Source organism: Sphingobium sp. B2 (genome assembly GCF_007693735.1).
Classification (GTDB): domain Bacteria; phylum Pseudomonadota; class Alphaproteobacteria; order Sphingomonadales; family Sphingomonadaceae; genus Sphingobium; species Sphingobium xenophagum.
Genome location: NZ_VDBZ01000001.1, coordinates 1,662,395 through 1,678,329 on the forward strand (window position 1 = coordinate 1,662,395; position 15,935 = coordinate 1,678,329).

At 64.4% G+C, this 15,935-nt stretch carries 20 protein-coding genes and 1 tRNA gene; 12 read left to right on the forward strand and 9 right to left on the reverse strand.

All coding sequences use genetic code 11. The features are described 5' to 3' along the window. Nucleotide 1 precedes the first annotated feature (1 nt). The 3 genes from FE851_RS08200 to FE851_RS08210 all read left to right on the forward strand — a co-directional run bounded on the left by FE851_RS08200 (nucleotide 2) and on the right by FE851_RS08210 (nucleotide 2,559). On the forward strand, nucleotides 2-778 hold the full coding sequence (locus tag FE851_RS08200) for a SapC family protein (protein WP_017182483.1): 777 nt from the start codon (nucleotides 2-4) through the stop codon (nucleotides 776-778). A gap of 309 nt (nucleotides 779-1,087) precedes the next feature. After that, nucleotides 1,088-1,162: transfer RNA gene (locus tag FE851_RS08205), tRNA-Glu, on the forward strand. Between the two features lie 164 nt (nucleotides 1,163-1,326). Then, on the forward strand, nucleotides 1,327-2,559 hold the full coding sequence (locus FE851_RS08210) for a tyrosine-type recombinase/integrase (protein ID WP_145201494.1): 1,233 nt from the start codon (nucleotides 1,327-1,329) through the stop codon (nucleotides 2,557-2,559). Nucleotides 2,560-2,571: 12 nt separating this feature from the next. On the opposite strand, the gene FE851_RS08215 is transcribed toward FE851_RS08210, so the two are convergent. Continuing rightward, nucleotides 2,572-2,775, reverse strand: coding sequence for a helix-turn-helix transcriptional regulator (locus tag FE851_RS08215; protein WP_145201497.1), 204 nt, complete (start codon nucleotides 2,773-2,775; stop codon nucleotides 2,572-2,574). Between the two features lie 466 nt (nucleotides 2,776-3,241). Between FE851_RS08215 and FE851_RS08220 the strand changes: the two genes are divergently transcribed. After that, complete coding sequence (locus FE851_RS08220; RefSeq protein ID WP_145201500.1) at nucleotides 3,242-3,442, forward strand: hypothetical protein; 201 nt, start codon at nucleotides 3,242-3,244, stop codon at nucleotides 3,440-3,442. A gap of 3 nt (nucleotides 3,443-3,445) precedes the next feature. Next, nucleotides 3,446-3,883, forward strand: coding sequence for a type II toxin-antitoxin system VapC family toxin (locus FE851_RS08225; RefSeq protein WP_145201503.1), 438 nt, complete (start codon nucleotides 3,446-3,448; stop codon nucleotides 3,881-3,883). Nucleotides 3,884-3,971: 88 nt separating this feature from the next. Here the strand turns inward: FE851_RS08225 and FE851_RS08230 are convergent, their stop codons facing one another. Next, nucleotides 3,972-4,175: a helix-turn-helix transcriptional regulator gene (locus FE851_RS08230; protein ID WP_145204244.1), complete on the reverse strand. Its 204-nt coding sequence runs from the start codon at nucleotides 4,173-4,175 to the stop codon at nucleotides 3,972-3,974. A 12-nt stretch (nucleotides 4,176-4,187) separates the two neighbouring features. On the opposite strand from FE851_RS08230, the gene FE851_RS26055 reads away from it, so the two are divergent. Continuing rightward, nucleotides 4,188-4,349, forward strand: a complete 162-nt coding sequence (locus FE851_RS26055; protein ID WP_186378777.1) for a hypothetical protein — start codon at nucleotides 4,188-4,190, stop codon at nucleotides 4,347-4,349. A 593-nt stretch (nucleotides 4,350-4,942) separates the two neighbouring features. Then, on the forward strand, nucleotides 4,943-6,700 hold the full coding sequence (locus tag FE851_RS08235) for a ParB/RepB/Spo0J family partition protein (RefSeq protein WP_145201505.1): 1,758 nt from the start codon (nucleotides 4,943-4,945) through the stop codon (nucleotides 6,698-6,700). 144 nt (nucleotides 6,701-6,844) lie between these two features. Here the strand turns inward: FE851_RS08235 and FE851_RS08240 are convergent, their stop codons facing one another. Together FE851_RS08240 and FE851_RS08245 are read right to left on the reverse strand one after the other, a co-directional pair. Beyond that, entirely contained in the window at nucleotides 6,845-7,294 is a 450-nt protein-coding gene (locus tag FE851_RS08240; protein ID WP_145201507.1) for a nuclear transport factor 2 family protein, read from the reverse strand. Nucleotides 7,295-7,380: 86 nt separating this feature from the next. Further along, on the reverse strand, nucleotides 7,381-7,587 hold the full coding sequence (locus tag FE851_RS08245; RefSeq protein WP_222422936.1) for a ribbon-helix-helix domain-containing protein: 207 nt from the start codon (nucleotides 7,585-7,587) through the stop codon (nucleotides 7,381-7,383). A gap of 136 nt (nucleotides 7,588-7,723) precedes the next feature. Here FE851_RS08245 and FE851_RS08250 point away from each other — a divergent pair, with 136 nt between their 5' ends. From FE851_RS08250 to FE851_RS08265, 4 genes are all read left to right on the forward strand, one after another. Beyond that, nucleotides 7,724-8,368: a hypothetical protein gene (locus FE851_RS08250; protein WP_145201509.1), complete on the forward strand. Its 645-nt coding sequence runs from the start codon at nucleotides 7,724-7,726 to the stop codon at nucleotides 8,366-8,368. Then, on the forward strand, nucleotides 8,365-9,312 hold the full coding sequence (locus FE851_RS08255; RefSeq protein WP_145201511.1) for a HEPN domain-containing protein: 948 nt from the start codon (nucleotides 8,365-8,367) through the stop codon (nucleotides 9,310-9,312). The genes FE851_RS08250 and FE851_RS08255 overlap by 4 nt, the downstream gene beginning before the upstream one ends. After that, nucleotides 9,309-9,944 (forward strand): hypothetical protein, encoded by a 636-nt coding sequence (locus FE851_RS08260; protein ID WP_145201513.1) that lies wholly within the window; start codon nucleotides 9,309-9,311, stop codon nucleotides 9,942-9,944. Before FE851_RS08255 ends, FE851_RS08260 begins: the two co-directional genes overlap by 4 nt. Before the next feature lie 89 nt (nucleotides 9,945-10,033). After that, the gene (locus FE851_RS08265) at nucleotides 10,034-10,396 is read left to right on the forward strand and encodes a hypothetical protein (protein WP_145201515.1); all 363 of its coding nucleotides are present in this window, start codon (nucleotides 10,034-10,036) and stop codon (nucleotides 10,394-10,396) included. 42 nt (nucleotides 10,397-10,438) lie between these two features. On the opposite strand, the gene FE851_RS08270 is transcribed toward FE851_RS08265, so the two are convergent. The 5 genes from FE851_RS08270 to traD form a co-directional block, all read right to left on the reverse strand. Next, nucleotides 10,439-11,005: a hypothetical protein gene (locus FE851_RS08270; protein ID WP_145201517.1), complete on the reverse strand. Its 567-nt coding sequence runs from the start codon at nucleotides 11,003-11,005 to the stop codon at nucleotides 10,439-10,441. A gap of 36 nt (nucleotides 11,006-11,041) precedes the next feature. After that, nucleotides 11,042-11,629, reverse strand: coding sequence for a hypothetical protein (locus FE851_RS08275; protein ID WP_145201519.1), 588 nt, complete (start codon nucleotides 11,627-11,629; stop codon nucleotides 11,042-11,044). Between the two features lie 147 nt (nucleotides 11,630-11,776). After that, nucleotides 11,777-11,920 (reverse strand): hypothetical protein, encoded by a 144-nt coding sequence (locus tag FE851_RS26060; protein WP_186378778.1) that lies wholly within the window; start codon nucleotides 11,918-11,920, stop codon nucleotides 11,777-11,779. 167 nt (nucleotides 11,921-12,087) lie between these two features. Beyond that, entirely contained in the window at nucleotides 12,088-12,345 is a 258-nt protein-coding gene (locus FE851_RS08280; protein WP_145201522.1) for a conjugal transfer protein TraD, read from the reverse strand. A gap of 22 nt (nucleotides 12,346-12,367) precedes the next feature. Further along, nucleotides 12,368-12,673: a conjugal transfer protein TraD gene (traD, locus tag FE851_RS08285; RefSeq protein ID WP_145201525.1), complete on the reverse strand. Its 306-nt coding sequence runs from the start codon at nucleotides 12,671-12,673 to the stop codon at nucleotides 12,368-12,370. Between the two features lie 171 nt (nucleotides 12,674-12,844). Between traD and traA the strand changes: the two genes are divergently transcribed. Further along, nucleotides 12,845-15,925 (forward strand): Ti-type conjugative transfer relaxase TraA, encoded by a 3,081-nt coding sequence (traA, locus tag FE851_RS08290; RefSeq protein ID WP_145201528.1) that lies wholly within the window; start codon nucleotides 12,845-12,847, stop codon nucleotides 15,923-15,925. The last annotated feature ends 10 nt before the right edge of the window (nucleotides 15,926-15,935 follow it).

Here is a 15,935-nt window from a genome sequence, read left to right on the forward strand (position 1 = left end):
CATGGCCAGCGCGCCCGCGAATAACCTGCCGATCTTCTACAACGACCTCCTTCCGCTGAGCAGCTTGGATCATGCCGATTTCCGTAGCGTAGCGGTCGATTCGGCGCCGTTCCTGACCAGCCAGCACGCCATTCCGCTGACCATCGACGAATTTGTCGCCGCCCAGCGTTTCGTGCCGATCATCTTTTCGGCAGGCACGGATTCGGTGCCGCTGGCGCTGATGGGCCTTAATGAAGGGGTCAACATCTTCGTCGATGACGAAGGCAAGCTGCGTGGCGGTCCGTCCTACATTCCGGCCTATGTGCGCCGTTATCCCTGGATGCTGGCGAAGCTGCGTCCCGACAGCGACGAACTGTCGCTGTGCTTCGATCCGACCAGCCCCGCGATCGGCCCGTTCGAGGATGGCCAGCCCCTGTTCGAGGATGGCAAGCCGACCGAACTGACCCAGGGCGTGCTGAAATTCTGCGAGGATTTCGAGCAGGCCGCTGCCCGCACCGGCCAGTTCGTGCGCGAATTGCAGGAAATGGACCTGCTGATGGACGGCGAGGTCGCGATCCAGACGCCGGGCAACGAACAGCCCTTCGTCTATCGCGGTTTCCGTATGATCAACGAGGAAAAGCTGCGCGACCTGCGCGGCGACCAGCTGCGCAAGATCAACCAGAGCGGGATGCTGCCGCTGATCCACGCCCATCTCTTTTCGCTTCAGCTGATGCGCGACATTTTCGAAGCGCAGGTCAATCTGGGCAAGGGGCCGATCCCCCAGGTCGTTCAGGCCTGAACGGGAAGTTAACCCGAAACGGCGGAAATAATTGATAGAAAAGCGATTGCATCTCCTCTTGAAACGGAATGTGACCTGCCCTATCTACTGAACATGCGATGCACCTGCCCCCCTTTCGGGTGTATCGTATGGGCGCCTCCCCCTTTGGAGGCGTCTCCTCCCTGAACCTAGGCCGCTCCATGCTCTGCATGGGGCGGTTTTTTTTGGCATGCGGCTTTTCAACTGGCCTGGTCCCGGCGCGGTTTTCCTTGACGCGCCCGGCACGCCTTCCTAAAGCCCGGCCCCTGCCAGCCGCCCGACGCGGCGCATGGCCCCTTCGTCTAGCGGTTAGGACGCGGCCCTCTCACGGCTGAAACACGGGTTCGATTCCCGTAGGGGTCACCAAAATCCTCTCCCAGAGGGTTCCAGAAAGTGCCATAACTGGCTGATTTCTGCGGTTTTTCGTGGTATAGGTATTCCCATATGGAGCGACCTCGTTCCACCGGATACCAGCATGTTGATGGTATATCTGATGGTAGCGCGGTCCTCCCCTTGCCGGAGATACCATCATGGCGCTTACCGCTGTTGCGATTACCAAGGCCAGGGGCCGCGCAAAGCCCTATAAACTCACCGATGGCGACGGGCTGTTCCTCTACGTCACCCCCAATGGCGGCCGCTACTGGCGGATGAACTACCGCCATATGGGCAAGCAGAAGACGCTGGCCTTCGGAGTGTATCCCGACACCGGCCTTGCGGACGCCCGCGAGCAGCGCGACGCGGCCCGCAAGGTTCTGGCGAAGGGCAATGATCCGGCCGAGCAGATCAGGCTGGAAAAGGTCGCAGCCGCCGTCGCGGCGTCCAACAGCTTCAAGGCGGTGGCTGACGAATGGCTGGTGAAGGTCGAGCGCGAGGGCCGCTCCGGCGTCACCATGAAGAAACTGCGCTGGCTGCTGGACTTCATCAACGAGTCTATCGGCAAACGCCCTGTCGCCTCCATCACCGCGCAGGAGCTTCTCATCATGCTCCGCAAGATGGAGGGCAAGGGCCGCTACGAGACGGCCAAGCGCCTTCGCAGCACATGCAGCCAGATATTCCGCTACGCCATCGCCACGGCTCGCGCCGAGCGCGACGTGGCGGCGGACCTGCGCGGCGCGTTGATCGCCCCCCAGCCCGTCCACCGGGCAGCGATCACCAGCGCCAACGGCGCGGGCGGCCTGCTGCGCGCCATCGAGGCGTTCGAGGGCTTTGCGAATACCAAGGCGGCGTTACAACTGCTCCCGCATGTCTTTGTGCGTCCCGGCGAGCTTCGCCATGCCGAATGGGCCGACTTCGATTTCGACAAGGCGCTGTGGACCATCCCACCGTACAAGACCAAGATGCGGCGGGCGCATAGCATTCCCCTCTCCCGACAGGCATTGGCGATCCTCGAAACGATCGAGCATGACGCCGAGTATAGCAGCTACCTGTTCCCCTCGCTGCGCTCGGTCGATCGGCCCATGTCGGAAAACACCATCATCGCCGCCTTGCGGCGCATGGGCTTCGCCCAGGACGAGATGACCGGCCACGGCTTCCGGGCGATGGCGGCGACGCTGCTCAACGAAATGGGCCTGTGGCATCCCGACGCGATCGAGCGCCAGCTTGCCCATTGCGACAACAACGCGGTGCGTCGCGCCTATACGCGCGGCGAATATTGGGACGAGCGCGTGCGCATGATGCAGCACTGGTCCGACCATCTCGATTTCCTGCGCGACGGCGCGAAGATCATCAAGGGCACGTTTCCAAAGGCGAAGGCCGGGGAGTAACCCGGCCTTTCCTCATTCGGCGCGGTCCTCGCGGAAGGCGGCGGGATTGGCGATCCAGCGATCCACGGCGGACTCGTGCCAGCCGGTGCCATGGACGCTGATCGCCACCTGTTTTGGAAAACTGCCTTCGGCGATTTTTCTGTAAAGCGTAGAGCGCGAAAGCCCGGTGCGGGTCAGCACGGTCTTCATGCGGATGATCTTTTCCTTGTCGGGCATTGAGGTGACTTTCAGATTTCGGCGTTGGTGCGATCCCCCTGCGAACAGAATTGGCGGCCCGGATTCCCACGCGAGACGCGGCGACCCGGCCCGGTTACGGCAACGCGTGACTATGGCGGGAAATGACGGCGGATAGCAGCATCGGCGCATGTTCGGTGCAGGCGATACGGCGCGGGATCACGCCGTCCTGAATCCACCATCCATCGTTTCACGGCGCGCGACATGCCCGTCCTCAATCGGCCGGCCTGCTCGCCACATTTTCATGCTGTATCGCTTCGTCCCGCCGCGCAAGGGGGTGAGGCATTACATTGCCGATCGTAGCCAACTTCGTGGCACAAGTGCAAAATTAGTCGTAAAAGCGCCAATACAGACGCATCAGGCGCAGCCTTGGCCATTCCGGCAATCATCATATCGGACTGGCCATGATGGCCTTGGAAGCTTTGCGCTTCTTCGCTATATTGGCTCCATGACCAAGGCCCATTCAGCACCGACCGAAAAGATCGTCCGCGATTCCAAATCCGGGCGGTCTGTCGTCGTGCGCGGCGTCGGGGCGCTCAAGGGGCATTTGACGCTCAAGAAGAGCGTCGATCTTACCAAGCCCATAGCCTCGCAGGCCATGAAGGGCGCGAAGGCCCGGAAGCTCGAACCCGCCCACGCGAAGCCCTGATCCTTGCCCGGAATCCTGCTCGACACGCACGCGCTCTATTGGCTCGTGAGCGGCGAGGAGGAATTGCTTGAAGAGGCGCTGGTCGCGATCGGCGAGAATCAGGAAGCGGGCACGCTGTTCGTGTCGCCGATCACCGCATGGGAACTTGCGGTCGCGACCAGGAAGAACCGTGTCGCGGGGCGGCCGCATCTGGGTGATGACCCGCCCGATCGCTGGTTCCGGGAAGCAGTGCGCGTCACGTCGGCGCGGATCATTCCGATCCAGCAGCGCATTTCGCTGGAGGCGGCCAGCATTGTGGCCGACACCGGGCATAAAGATCCCGGCGATTGCTTTTTGATGGCAACAGCGCGCGTGCGCGGGATACCGATCGTCACGCGAGACGAAATCATCCAGTCAATCGCCGCGAAGGATGGCGACTATCTCAGCGTAATCCTCTGCTAGCCGATCAGCGAGATCGCCGTGCGCCGCTTGCGATGACGGCCCTTGCCGCCGCCTCCATGCGCCCCACATGGAAGCGGCGGCGCAGTCGTCACCGGATGTCCTCGGCCCTGTAGCCCACCGGATCAGCGATCCAGCGATCGACGGCGGATTGCCGCCAGCCCGCGCCGTGGATGCTGATCCTGATCTGGGCGGGGAACGTCCCGTCCGCGATCTTGCGATAGAGGGTCGAGCGCGAAAGCCCGGTGCGGGCCAGCACGGTTTTGAGGCGGATGATGCGGTCATTGCTGTGCATGGTCATGGGGGCATGTCTCTTCAAATCATGATGGTGCAGGCGTCCCCCGGTCACGAGCATCGGGTGCCCCGCCGTGCCGGACAAGAGCGGTCCGAACGCGGGGGCAGTCATGCGGCGACAGGTCGGGTGGACGCCGGCGGCAAGGGGCGATCGGTGGCGGAGGGCGGCGGTTGATGGCGCAGGGTCTTCACCGATGCGACCATGATGAAGATTTTTTCCCAGGCTGTGCCAGAATCCCGCGCGCACGCCGACATGACCGCCCGCGACGGGCGATCCTGTGTCGGCGTCAGGCCGAGTCGGTCATCGGGATACTCCTTGTTGAGGGCATCCGCCGGGACGTCATGAAGCAGGACCGAAATGCTTGATCGCAGGCCGGATAATGTCAAGTGGAACCGAAGGCGGGACCGGGCGTCCCCGCGCAAGCTGCGCGGACCGCGCTCTATGGCGCTGCGCGCCACCGAGCCATCGCTTTGCGCCGTCTCGGCCCCCGGAGGGCGTGACGATCGCATGACGCGGGGGAACGGCTGCACCGTCCCCCATGCGGACATCGCGCATGGGCGCGATGGCGTGGACCGGCTCCGGCAAGCGGTGCGGGCTTGTCGCTGCCTCTAGGCGCGTCGCGGCGGGCCGCAACCCGGCAGGCCGGGTCTTCCACATGCGTTCCAGCCTGCGGTGCATCCCGCCTTCGTCGCCGCGCCTTCCGGTGCGCTCTTGCCGCCCACCCCGCTCTGGCCGGGGCCGGTTTGCGCAAGAGTGGAGTAAGAAAGATGGAACTCAAGCATATCGACATTGCCCGCCTCTCGGTGTCTTCCGCCAACATGCGCGGGGGGAAGAAGGCACCCGACCTTACCAACATCCTGCCGTCGATCCGCGCGCGGGGTATCCTCGTGCCGCTGATCGTGCGGGAGAATGGGTCACCCGACAGCTACGAGATCGTGGCAGGCAAGCGGCGCTATCATGCGGCGCTGGCCGTCGCGGAGGAAAGCGGGAGCATCGATCCCTTGCCGTGCGCCGTCATGGCAGCAGGTGACGATGCAGCAGCGCTGGAAGCCTCGCTGATCGAGAACATCGCAAGGTTGGACCCCGACGAGATGACCCGCCACGAAACCTTCACCCGCCTTGTCCGGGAGGGGCGCACCGTGGAGGATATCTCACTGACCTTTGGGCTGACCGCCTTGCAAGTGAAACGGACGCTTGCTCTGGGCAACCTGATGCCGCGCATTCGCAATCTCTGCCGCGCCGAAAAAATCGATGCCGTCACCGTGCGGCACCTGACCCTCGCCAGCAAGGCGCAGCAGCGCGCATGGCTGGCCCTGCTCGACAGCGAGAGCGACCATGCGCCCTTGGGCCAGAACCTTCGCGCATGGCTCATGGGCGGGGCGGCGATTTCCACCAGTGCCGCGCTGTTCGATGTTGGCAGCTATTCCGGCGAGATCATTTCCGACCTGTTCGGGGAGGACAGCTATTTCGCCAGCGCGTCGGATTTCTGGACGGCGCAGGAAACGGCCATCGCGGAACGGGCGAATGCCTACCGGGAGGCAGGATGGCCGGAAGTCGTCGTGATGGAGCGCGGGGAGTATTTCCACACATGGGAGCATGAACGCTGCCAGAAGAAGAAAGGCGGGCGGGTCTATGTGGCGATCAGCCATCGCGGCGAAGTGACCTTCCATGAGGGCTATGTGACGGCCAAGGAAGCCCGCAGGCGCGAGACAGGCGAAGCCCTGCCCAAGCCAGTGCGCCCGGAGATCAGCGCCCCGGTCCGCAACTATGTCGATCTGCACCGCCATGCCGCCGTGCGCGCCTCGCTGCTTTCACAGCCCGCCTTGGCGCTGCGCCTGATGCTGGCCCATGCGATTGTGGGTTCTCCCTTGTGGCGGGTGGACGTGGAGAAGCAGCGCGCCAACAGCGACGCCATCGCGGAGAGCGTGGAATCCAGCGCATCGGAAGCCCTGTTCGATGCGAAGCGGCGCGAGGTTCTGGCGCTGCTGGGGTTCGATGCCGACACGCCCACCGTGACGGGCGGCTATGCGGGGGATCATGGCTTGCCAGAGCTGTTCGTCCATTTGCTGGGCCTGTCCGATGAGGCGGTGCTATCGGTGCTGGCCGTGGTCATGGGGGATACGCTGGCGGCGGGTAGCGCGACCGTGGAATTGCTGGGCGCATTGCTCGACATCGACATGGCGAAGGTCTGGCAGGCCGACGACGCCTTGCTCGATGCTATCCGCGACAAGGAGGTTATCGGCAGAATCGTCGCGGAAGTCGCGGGCGATGCCGTCGCCAGCGCCAATGCCGGGGAAAGCGTCAAGGTGCAGCGCGCTATCGTGCGCGACTGCCTTGCCGGGACCAACGACCGTGCGAAGGCCGAAGGCTGGGTGCCGCGCTGGATGGCCTTCCCGCCGTCCGCCTATACCGACCGGGGCGGCGTGGACAGCGCCGAGCGGTGGAGCGCGATTGCGCCGCTGCTCGAAACCGGCACCGAAGCGCCCGAAGAAACGCAGGAACAGCCCTTGGCGCAAGCAGCATGACCGACCATGCCCGGAGGCGGCTTCGCCTCCGGGCTTCTTGCCGGGTCAGGGTCAGACCCACACGGCCATTCGACGGAAAAAATCGCGCGTCCGGCACAGCCGGACGCTTTCCCCTGCCATCCGATGGCGGTCCCCGCAATCCGCTCAACGCGCCTCTGCAATCGTCGCCTGGCGCGCAATCAGTTGCCAGCCCGCGCTTCGCCTCGCCCAGACATCGGTGAACGGCCGCATGACCTGCTTGCCGGCCCCCGGTCCCTTGAGCGGGATCATCGTGTCATACCCCATGACCACCGTGACCTCGGGCTTCTCGCCGACGAAGGTGATATGCTTGTGGAAGTCCTTATAGTCGAGGAAATCGCGCTCCATCACGGCGATGACCTCCTCGCGGCCAAGCACGGCGTTGTTAGGCGCGTTCACGACAAAATCCTCGGCCCAGACGGTTCTGACGCCTTCGGCGTCATGCGCCATCATGGCCTTGCCCAGCCGCCCATAGGCCGCGCCGATCTCCGACGGCATATGAACGCCGGGAGCCAGTTGGGCCGATACGGGCGCAGCGACGAACAGCGCCGCCAGCAAAACGATCTTCCTCAGCATGACGATATCTCTTCACCAGCAAGAACGCGGCATCGTGCAACGCATGGCCGCGCCTTGCAACAGCGATGCCGTTGGCGACTTTGCCGTCAGCCCGGAGAAGCTCCCCCCGATTTCGCCTTGCGTTCGCTTTCCAGCCGTTCGACTTCTCGTTCCACGATATCGCGGATGAACTTCGCGCGGCGATTGGGGCCGATCAGATCGTCTATCCGCTCCGCCAGACCATCAGGCAGGCGAACGACAGTTGTTTTCACTCCGAGCGGCGGTCTTCCCATGCAAGTCTCGTAACCGGCCATGTCGCCCTTTCAATCGCAACTTCAGTAAGGGATATCGGTTATTGCTAAATAGCCGCCTTCGGCCTTATAAGCGATATCGGATAGTCCTTTGGGTTGCACCATGCGGCGCGGGGACGCAGCCGATGGAGGCGCGGCAATGGCGAAGCATGAATATCCTGAACCCGAATCGACAGGGGGCACGTCGCGCCGCGCGCTGCTGCGCGGCCTTGCCGCCGCGCCGGTCGCCGCGTCAGTGATCGCCCCGCCCTGGGGCGGCGCGCTGGCGGCGCTGCACCGACGCTATGAGGACGGACCGGCGACCCTTGCGCGCACGAAGGAAGGACGCACGGCAAGCCGCTTCCGCTATCACAATGCCGAACGGCGCTGGATGCTGGTGGAGATCCTTCCCTTCGCCGATACCCGATATCCCAATGATGCGCTACATCTGGCCGGGTTCGTCTGCCAGCAGGCGCTCTGCGCCTATCTGCTCGACATGGGCTTTGCCGATGACTGGAACGCCCGTCACATCCGGCAGGACATCGCCAAGGCCTTGGCCTACGCCAACGCTACCGGCCTTGCCCATGACTGCCCCGACATGGCGCGACTTGCGCTGGTTCTCTCGCCTTACTGGAAATGGCGTCATCATTATGACGCATGGGACGAAGACCGGCCCGATAGCGGCGGCTTTGTCCCCGCCTCGATCATGCCGCTGGTTCGCGCCCTGCTCGATTGCGTCCATGACGTGACCGGCCACCCGCGCCCAAAAGGCTGGCGGCGCGACCGGGAGGAACGGCGGTCATGACGCCGCGCGCCGACATCGGCCATCTGCCCGCGCCGATCCAGCGCGAGCTTCATCGCGCCGCCTCGATCCTGTTCGAGACCTTCGCCGAAGCGATGCGGGGAAGGCTGTCGGATCAGTATCGCACAGGCCGTATCATCGCGCTGATCCTGCATGGCCCCCTTGCCGAACACCAGTGCGATCCTGCGCCGGGGGACGCCCTCCATATGCTGGCAATCGTCAATCATCCCCGGCTCGCGCGCAGCGAACGCAACTGGCGGCTGGTGCGCGACCGGCTGCGCCGCGCGAGCCTGTTCGGCGAGATCGCCCATCCGGTGCGACTGACGGTCGCGAGCCTCGATCGGATCAACCGCGCGCTTGGCGCGGGCGTGCCGCATTTCGTGACGCTGATCGCCGGGGGGATCGTGCTCTACCGGATGGAGGGATTGCGGTTCGAGACGCCGCGCCCAATGTCGATGTCCGAACGCCGTGCGCGGGGCTGTGCGGAGTTCGACCGCTGGTATCGGCGCGGCAATGATTTCCTGTCGGGTGCGGGCTTCTACCGGACACAGGGCAATGGCCCGATGGCGGCGCTGCTGCTCCATCAGGCGTGCGAGCATTATTATCAGTCCGTCTTGTGGTCGATCAGCCTGCACGGCCCGCGCAGTCATGCGCTGGATGACCTTCGCGAGCGGGCCGAGATACTGGACAGCCGCTTGCACGCGGCATGGCCGCGAGAGACGCCATTCGAGCGCCGCGCGTTCGGCTGCATCCGCCGTGCCTATGTCGAGGCGCGCTATGGGCATGGCTACAGGATCACGCCGCAAGAACTGGCATGGGCAATGGAGCGCGTTGCCCTGCTGCGCCAGCTTGTCGAAACCATCTGTCTCGAACGGCTGTCTGACTGCCCGGAGCCGATGCCGGAGGCATTTGCCCAGGCCGCGCCGTGCTTCATAATGCAGCCATGACCGGGACGCGGCGCGACAGGCGGGAGATGGTCTTTCCCTTGCTGATTTCGACGTTGATGCACGCAGCCCTGCTGCTGCCCTTGTCGATCCCCCAATGCACCGGCATCACGACGGATGAAGAGACAGGCAGTCCCAAGCGCATCGGGCAGGCGGAGAAAGGCGACGCCATCAAGACCGCCATCGCGGTCGATATAGGACAACTCCGCATCCTTCCGCGCACGCTGCATCACACGCAGGAGGTGATATGCGACCCCGGCGCGATCCCCGAATGGTATCGGTTCGACATCCGGCCCGGTCCGGTCGAAGAGCGCATCAGGCAGGTCGCGCGCCAGTCATCCTATGGCGTCGTGATCGGGATGGACTTCGTGGCGGGTCGATCGTCGCGCGGCTTGCGCGGATGGTTCCGGCCCCATAACGCGATGCGGCTTCTCGCGGGCGACGTTGGGCTGTGCGCGGTCGATATGGGCGACACGATCAATGTCCGGCCTTGCGGCAGGAGCGCCACCCTCATCAGCAGGGCAAGCGAGCCGCTGCTCCGACAGGAACGGGAGCCGCCAGATTGCACGGTGGCGACGCCTTCGACCGTGCCGATACCGCCCTCGCGCCCGATGAGGATCGCCTTGGCGCAATAGCCCGGAACGGCAGGATGCCCATGACAGCCTGAGACTGCGACGCGAAGAACGCCTTGCCTCCAGCCAGCCGAACCGACAATGCTTCCCGCATGACAGGACGACCGCGCAAAATTCTCAGCCTGAAATCGCAGTCGCCGCAGGACAGGGACGCCCACGCCATAACCATTCTCGCACGCACGATCGAAGAGAAGCAATGCGCGCGATGGACCTATAACCGCACCGACATGCTGGCGGCTCCGCAAGCCATCTATCGCCGCAATGACAGCCTCTATTGCGACGCGGTCGTGATCGAGCGCGATGGCGTGTCGCCGGTCGAATACAAGCTGGGCAGTTTCCGGCTGGCCGGGATGCTTGCGGTCAAACCGATCGTAACGCCTGCCGACTATTGGCCGCACCTTGATCTTACCGATAGCCGCTATGCCAGCATCATCGCCGCGCGCGGCGAGGAGTGACGACAAGTCTACGCCTCTTTTTTGTCCATGGAACGCGCTAAGTTATTCAAAGATCGCGGACCAGTCGGCATCGGCGCGGTAGCGTTCAAGCTGGGCTTCCGAGAGCCATATGCGCGGATATTCCATCGCCGCGCCGTCCTCAGCCGCCTTGCCATGATCCTTGCCCCCGCTGTGCGGCGGCACCACCCAGCCGAACCGCCGTCGCCGCAGTGCGCGCAATTTGGGCGTGATCTCGCGCGCGACCGATGGCGGCAGCAACGGAGCGCCGAAGTCGTCATCGATCCATTCCAGCACCAGCAACGCACCCTCGCGCGTGCGCAGATCGGCGACACCGACAATCAGCAGGGCTTCGGCAACATCGTCCAGCAGCAGGCCCAGGCGCAGCGCGGGCTGGCGCGCGACCAGCTTCTGCAACAGGTCATATCTCGGCTTGCCCTGGGCCAGCGTTGCAAACTTCGCCCAGAGCTTTTCCTCGCCTCTGGTCAGGCCCGACAGCGCGTAGAGATCATAGGTATCCTTGCCGATCGAGAAATCCCGTCGCACGGCATTGCGATGCACGCGCTCGGCATCGTTGCGCAATATCATGGGATAGGCGGGATCGATCAGCATGGCGTCTTGTAGCACAGGCGCGGTCGAGAAGATGCGCTACCCGGTTACATCGCTGATGTCGTTGTCGCTGTATCCGGGCGGCATGCTCGATTGCGCGCAATAGCGGGCACTCGCCTCGTAACCGCCGTCATATGTGACCTTGTAGCTGGTCTCGTTCGGAATCTCGTAGGTGTCGGTGGACGTCTCGGTCTCATCCGCCCGTCCCCATGCAGCGCCTTCGTTCGCACATTCCTGCGTCACCCGGTACGTCGTCGCTCCCGTCTTCTCGATCCTCTTGAACGTGCAGTTCAGGTTCATGCCCGTGCGTGTCACCAGCGAAAACACGTCCGCCCGCGATGCCCGATTGCAGGGTGTTTCCGACCTGACATAATAGCCGCGCTTCAAAGGAAGGGTCGCGAGCGTCGCGGTGGCTTGTGCAGGCACGTCGGGCGCGGCCGTTTCCACGGCGGCAGCGGTCGCGGTGTTCGCCGCATCTTCGGTGGATGCGCCGACATTCTCCAGAAGCGCCGGGGTTTCCGTCGCGTTCTCCGTTTCGGCCTCCGCCGTTGCCGCGTTCTGGCCGCAGGCCGTCAGGACTGCCGCCAGCAGAATTGCAGGCATTATAAATGGATTGGTTCCGGCCATTGCGCACACCCCTTGCGATATTTCCTGAATAACTCCCGCGAACGAGATAATTTTACGAAAGTGACACGATCTTTCCGACCCCGCAATGGATGAGGATCGGCGAATAGATGTCCGTCACGTTGTCCTGTCTGTAGGCCGCAACCGCTACTATGGCATTACAAGCCGTTCGACTTCGCGCACATGGTCTTCGGGCGGATTCGCCGAGAGGAAATCGGAGGCGTTGAGGTAGCCCAGTTCCCGCATCTTTTCGCCCAGGGCATAACGCGCATTGTCATTCGTGATCGTCTTCATGATGCGTCGCAACGCCGATAATCGAATCTCCATGTCCGGCTCCCCGCAATTTTTGATGTTGACCCGGCCGCACAGCCCGAAAGGCAGCGCAGCGCCCGGACATGATGCCATTGCCGACGGAGATTTCATAGGCAGTGCAGCCTTGCGCTTGCTGCTGCGCGCCCTGGCTACCGACCGTCGGCTTGTCCTTCGTCTTTGAGCGCTTCCTGTTCCGCCTCGAACGCCCGCTTTCCACGCCGCTTCCACAAGGCAAGCGCATTGGTGCGTTCGTCGCCTTGCAGCTTGCCCGCGATCGACAGGAACGCGCCGTAGAGCGCGGCACGATCATCATCGGTGAGATCGACCAGCCCCGCCTTCACTACGAGGCCACCGAGTTCGATCAGTGTTTTGGTGCGCGCCCTGCGCTCGACCATCCATTCCCTCATGTCCGTTCTCGCCTTTGCTGCCTCAACGCGATGTCGCGCCGCCTTGCAGCGGTAGAGCGCCTTCCGGCTGGCGTTCAGATCGCGGCGCAGGCTGGCGTGCCTTGCCCTGAAAAAAGGCAGCGCCCGCCTTGCGCCAGCCCTCCTTCGTGGCAGCATCCTTGACGGCGACGGTATGGAGGAGCGCCCCCGCCAATAGATCAGCGTCGAGCGCATCGGCACCGCAGGCGACCACCAGTTCGCCGAGTTGCCGCACGCGGCGTTCTTTCAGTTGCCGCGCCTTGTCGGCAAGGGCTTTCAGTTCCGTATCGAAGTCCTTCGGCTTGCGCATCACAGTCTCCATTCTTGTGCAATGGCGTGATTCTAGAGTAACGTCGCGCAGAGTGCAGTAGAGTCGCCGGGACTGGCTGGAACCACCTGGTCCCTGCCCGGATTTATTTCGGGGAGGGCGCGCTTATACATCGTGCCGACGTGCTGCTTGAAGTGTAGATGGATTGCCGTCATGGCAATGTATCACTTCTCGGTTCAGGTCATCGGTCGCGGCCAGGGGCGCAGCAGCGTCGCCGCTGCCGCCTATCGCGCGGCCGAGCGCCTCCATGACGAGCGGCTCGACCGCACCCATGACTTCACCAACAAGGCGGGCGTCGTCCATTCGGAAATCCTCCTGCCCGAAGGCGCGCCCGAACGGCTCTCGGATCGGCAGACTCTCTGGAACGAGGTCGAGGCCACCGAGAAGCGCAAGGACGCCCAGCTTGCGCGCGAAGTTGAGTTCGCCATTCCCCGCGAGATGAACCAGCAGCAGGGCATCGCGCTCGCGCAGGATTTCGTGCGCGCCGAATTTGTCGAACGCGGCATGATCGCGGATTTGAATGTGCATTGGGACATCGGCGCGGACAAGCTGGAGAAGCCGCACGCGCACGTCATGCTCACCATGCGGGAGGTCGGCGAAGACGGGTTCGGGCAGAAGCAGCGCGACTGGAACAGGACCGAGCTTGTCGAGCAATGGCGCGAGCGCTGGGCGGATCATGTCAATGTGCGCCTTGCCGAACTGGATATCGACGCCCGCATCGATCATCGTTCCCTTGAAGCGCAGGGCATCGACCTGGAGCCGCAGGACAAGATCGGCCCCGCCGCGTCGCGCATGGACGAGCGGGGCCTTGAGTCCGAGCGGATCGAGGATCACCGCGAGATCGCGCAGCGCAATGGCGAACGCATCATCGCAGAGCCGGGTATCGCGCTCAACGCCATCACCCACCATCAGGCGACCTTCACCACCCGCGACCTTGCCATGTTCGTCCACCGGCACAGCGACGGCAAGGAGCAATATGACCGGGCGATGAGCGCCGTGCGCGCGTCGCCCGACCTGATCGCGCTGGGCAAGGACGGGCGCGGCGATGATCGGTTCACGTCGCGCGAGATGATCAAGACCGAACAGCGGTTGCAGCGCGCCAGCGAATTGATGGCGGAGCGCGAACGGCATCGCACGGAGGAGAAGGCGCGCGAGGCGGCATTGGCGCGCGCGGAAGGGGATGGGCTTGTGCTGTCGGGCGAGCAGCGCAGCGCGTTCGATCATGTCACCGACGCGAAGGGTTTGAGCGTGGTGATCGGTTACGCCGGCACCGGCAAGAGCGCGATGCTGGGCGTGGCGCGCGAGGCATGGGAGCGCAGCGGCTATGCGGTGCGCGGCGTGGCGCTGTCGGGGATCGCGGCGGAGGGGTTGGAGAATGGTTCCGGCATCGCCTCGCGCACCATCGCCAGCATGGAACATGGTTGGACCAACGGACGCGATCTTCTGACCGCCCGCGACGTGCTGGTGATCGACGAGGCCGGCATGGTCGGCAGCCGCCAGATGGAGCGCGTGCTGTCCCATGCCGAAGAGGCGGGCGCGAAGGTGGTGATGGTGGGCGACGCCGAGCAGTTGCAGGCGATCGAGGCGGGCGCGGCGTTCCGCGCCATCCATGAGCGCCATGGCGGCGTCGAGATCACCGACATCCGCCGCCAGCATGAGGACTGGCAGAAGGACGCCACCCGCCATCTGGCGACCGGGCGCACCGGCGAGGCGATCCGGGCCTATAGTGATCGCGGCATGGTCCACGCCGCCGAGACGCGCGAGCAGGCGCGTGCGGACCTGATCGACCGCTGGGACGCGGCGCGGCAGGCCGAACCCGACAAGACGCGGATGATCTTCACCCACACCAATGAGGAGGTGCGGACCCTCAACGATATGGCGCGCGAGCGGCTGCATCTGGGCAAGGAACTGGGCGACGATGTGCGCGTCAGGACCGCGAACGGCGATCGCGATTTCGCCTCCGGGGATCGCGTCATGTTCCGGCGCAACGAGCGGAGCATGGAGGTCAAGAACGGCACGCTGGGCGTCATCGAGAAGGTCAGCGAACAGGGCATGACCGTGCGCACCGATGACGGGCGCTCCGTATCGTTCGACATGAAGGACTATCGCGACCTCGACCATGGCTATGCGGCCACGATCCACAAGACGCAGGCGGTATCCGTCGATCGCACCCATGCGCTCGCCACGCCGGGGATGGATCGGCACGGAACCTATGTCGTCCTCACCCGCCACCGGGAGGGCGTGGACCTGCATTATGGGAAGGATGATTTTCGCGATCAGTCGAAGCTTGTGCAAATCCTCTCGCGCGAGGGTCCCAAGGACATGGCGAGCGACTATGGCAAGCGCGATCCCGCCGAGCAGTTCGCCGAGCGGCGGGGCATCACATTCGGCGAGCGTGTGGCCGAGATCGTCAGGCCGATCGCGGAGAAGGCGCGCGGCATGTTCGACGGGTTGCGCCTCTCGCTGCCGGGGCAGACCCCAGCACAGGAACGCGAGGCGTCGCGCGCACCCGAACGCCAGCCCGGCATCTTCGACAATTTCAGGCCGCCCGAGCCGCAGCAGCCTTCGCGCGATCAGGGGATATTCGCGAACTTCCGTCCGCCATCGTCGGTCCATGATCCCGCCCGCCGGCAGCAGCAGCGCGAGCATGATCCCATGCCGATGCGCGCGGGGGGCCTGCGCGGGGCGGTGGAGCGCTATGCAGGCGCGCTCGACGCGATCCGCCAGACCCGCGCGCAGGGCATCGACGCCATGCCGCATCAGGTCGCCGCGCTGGAGAAAGCCCGCGACGCCCTCGACGCGATCCGGCCCGAAGGCTCGACGGATCTGAACAGCGCGTTCCGCAACGGTCCCGAACTGATCCGCGAGGCGGCGGAGGGGCGCGGCCATGAGGCCGTGCGGGCGATGCAGGCCGAAACCGAGTTGCGTATCGATCCGTTCGCCCGCGCCGACCATTTTGTCGAAGGCTGGCAGCAGCTTCGCCAGCAGCATGCCGAGCTTGTGCGCGACGGCAATTTCCGGGCGGCGAAGACCACCGGGCAGCAGATGGCCGACATGGCCAAAAGCCTCGAACGCGACGCCCAGCTTGAATCGCTGCTGGGGCTGCGCGAGCGCGAGCTTGGGCTGGAGGCGGGGCGCGACATGGGCCGCAGCCTCGGGCGCGACCTCGCCGACTCCATTCCCCACCACGATCATGGCCGCGACATCGGGCGCGGCATGGGCATGGACCGTTAGACCATAGGAG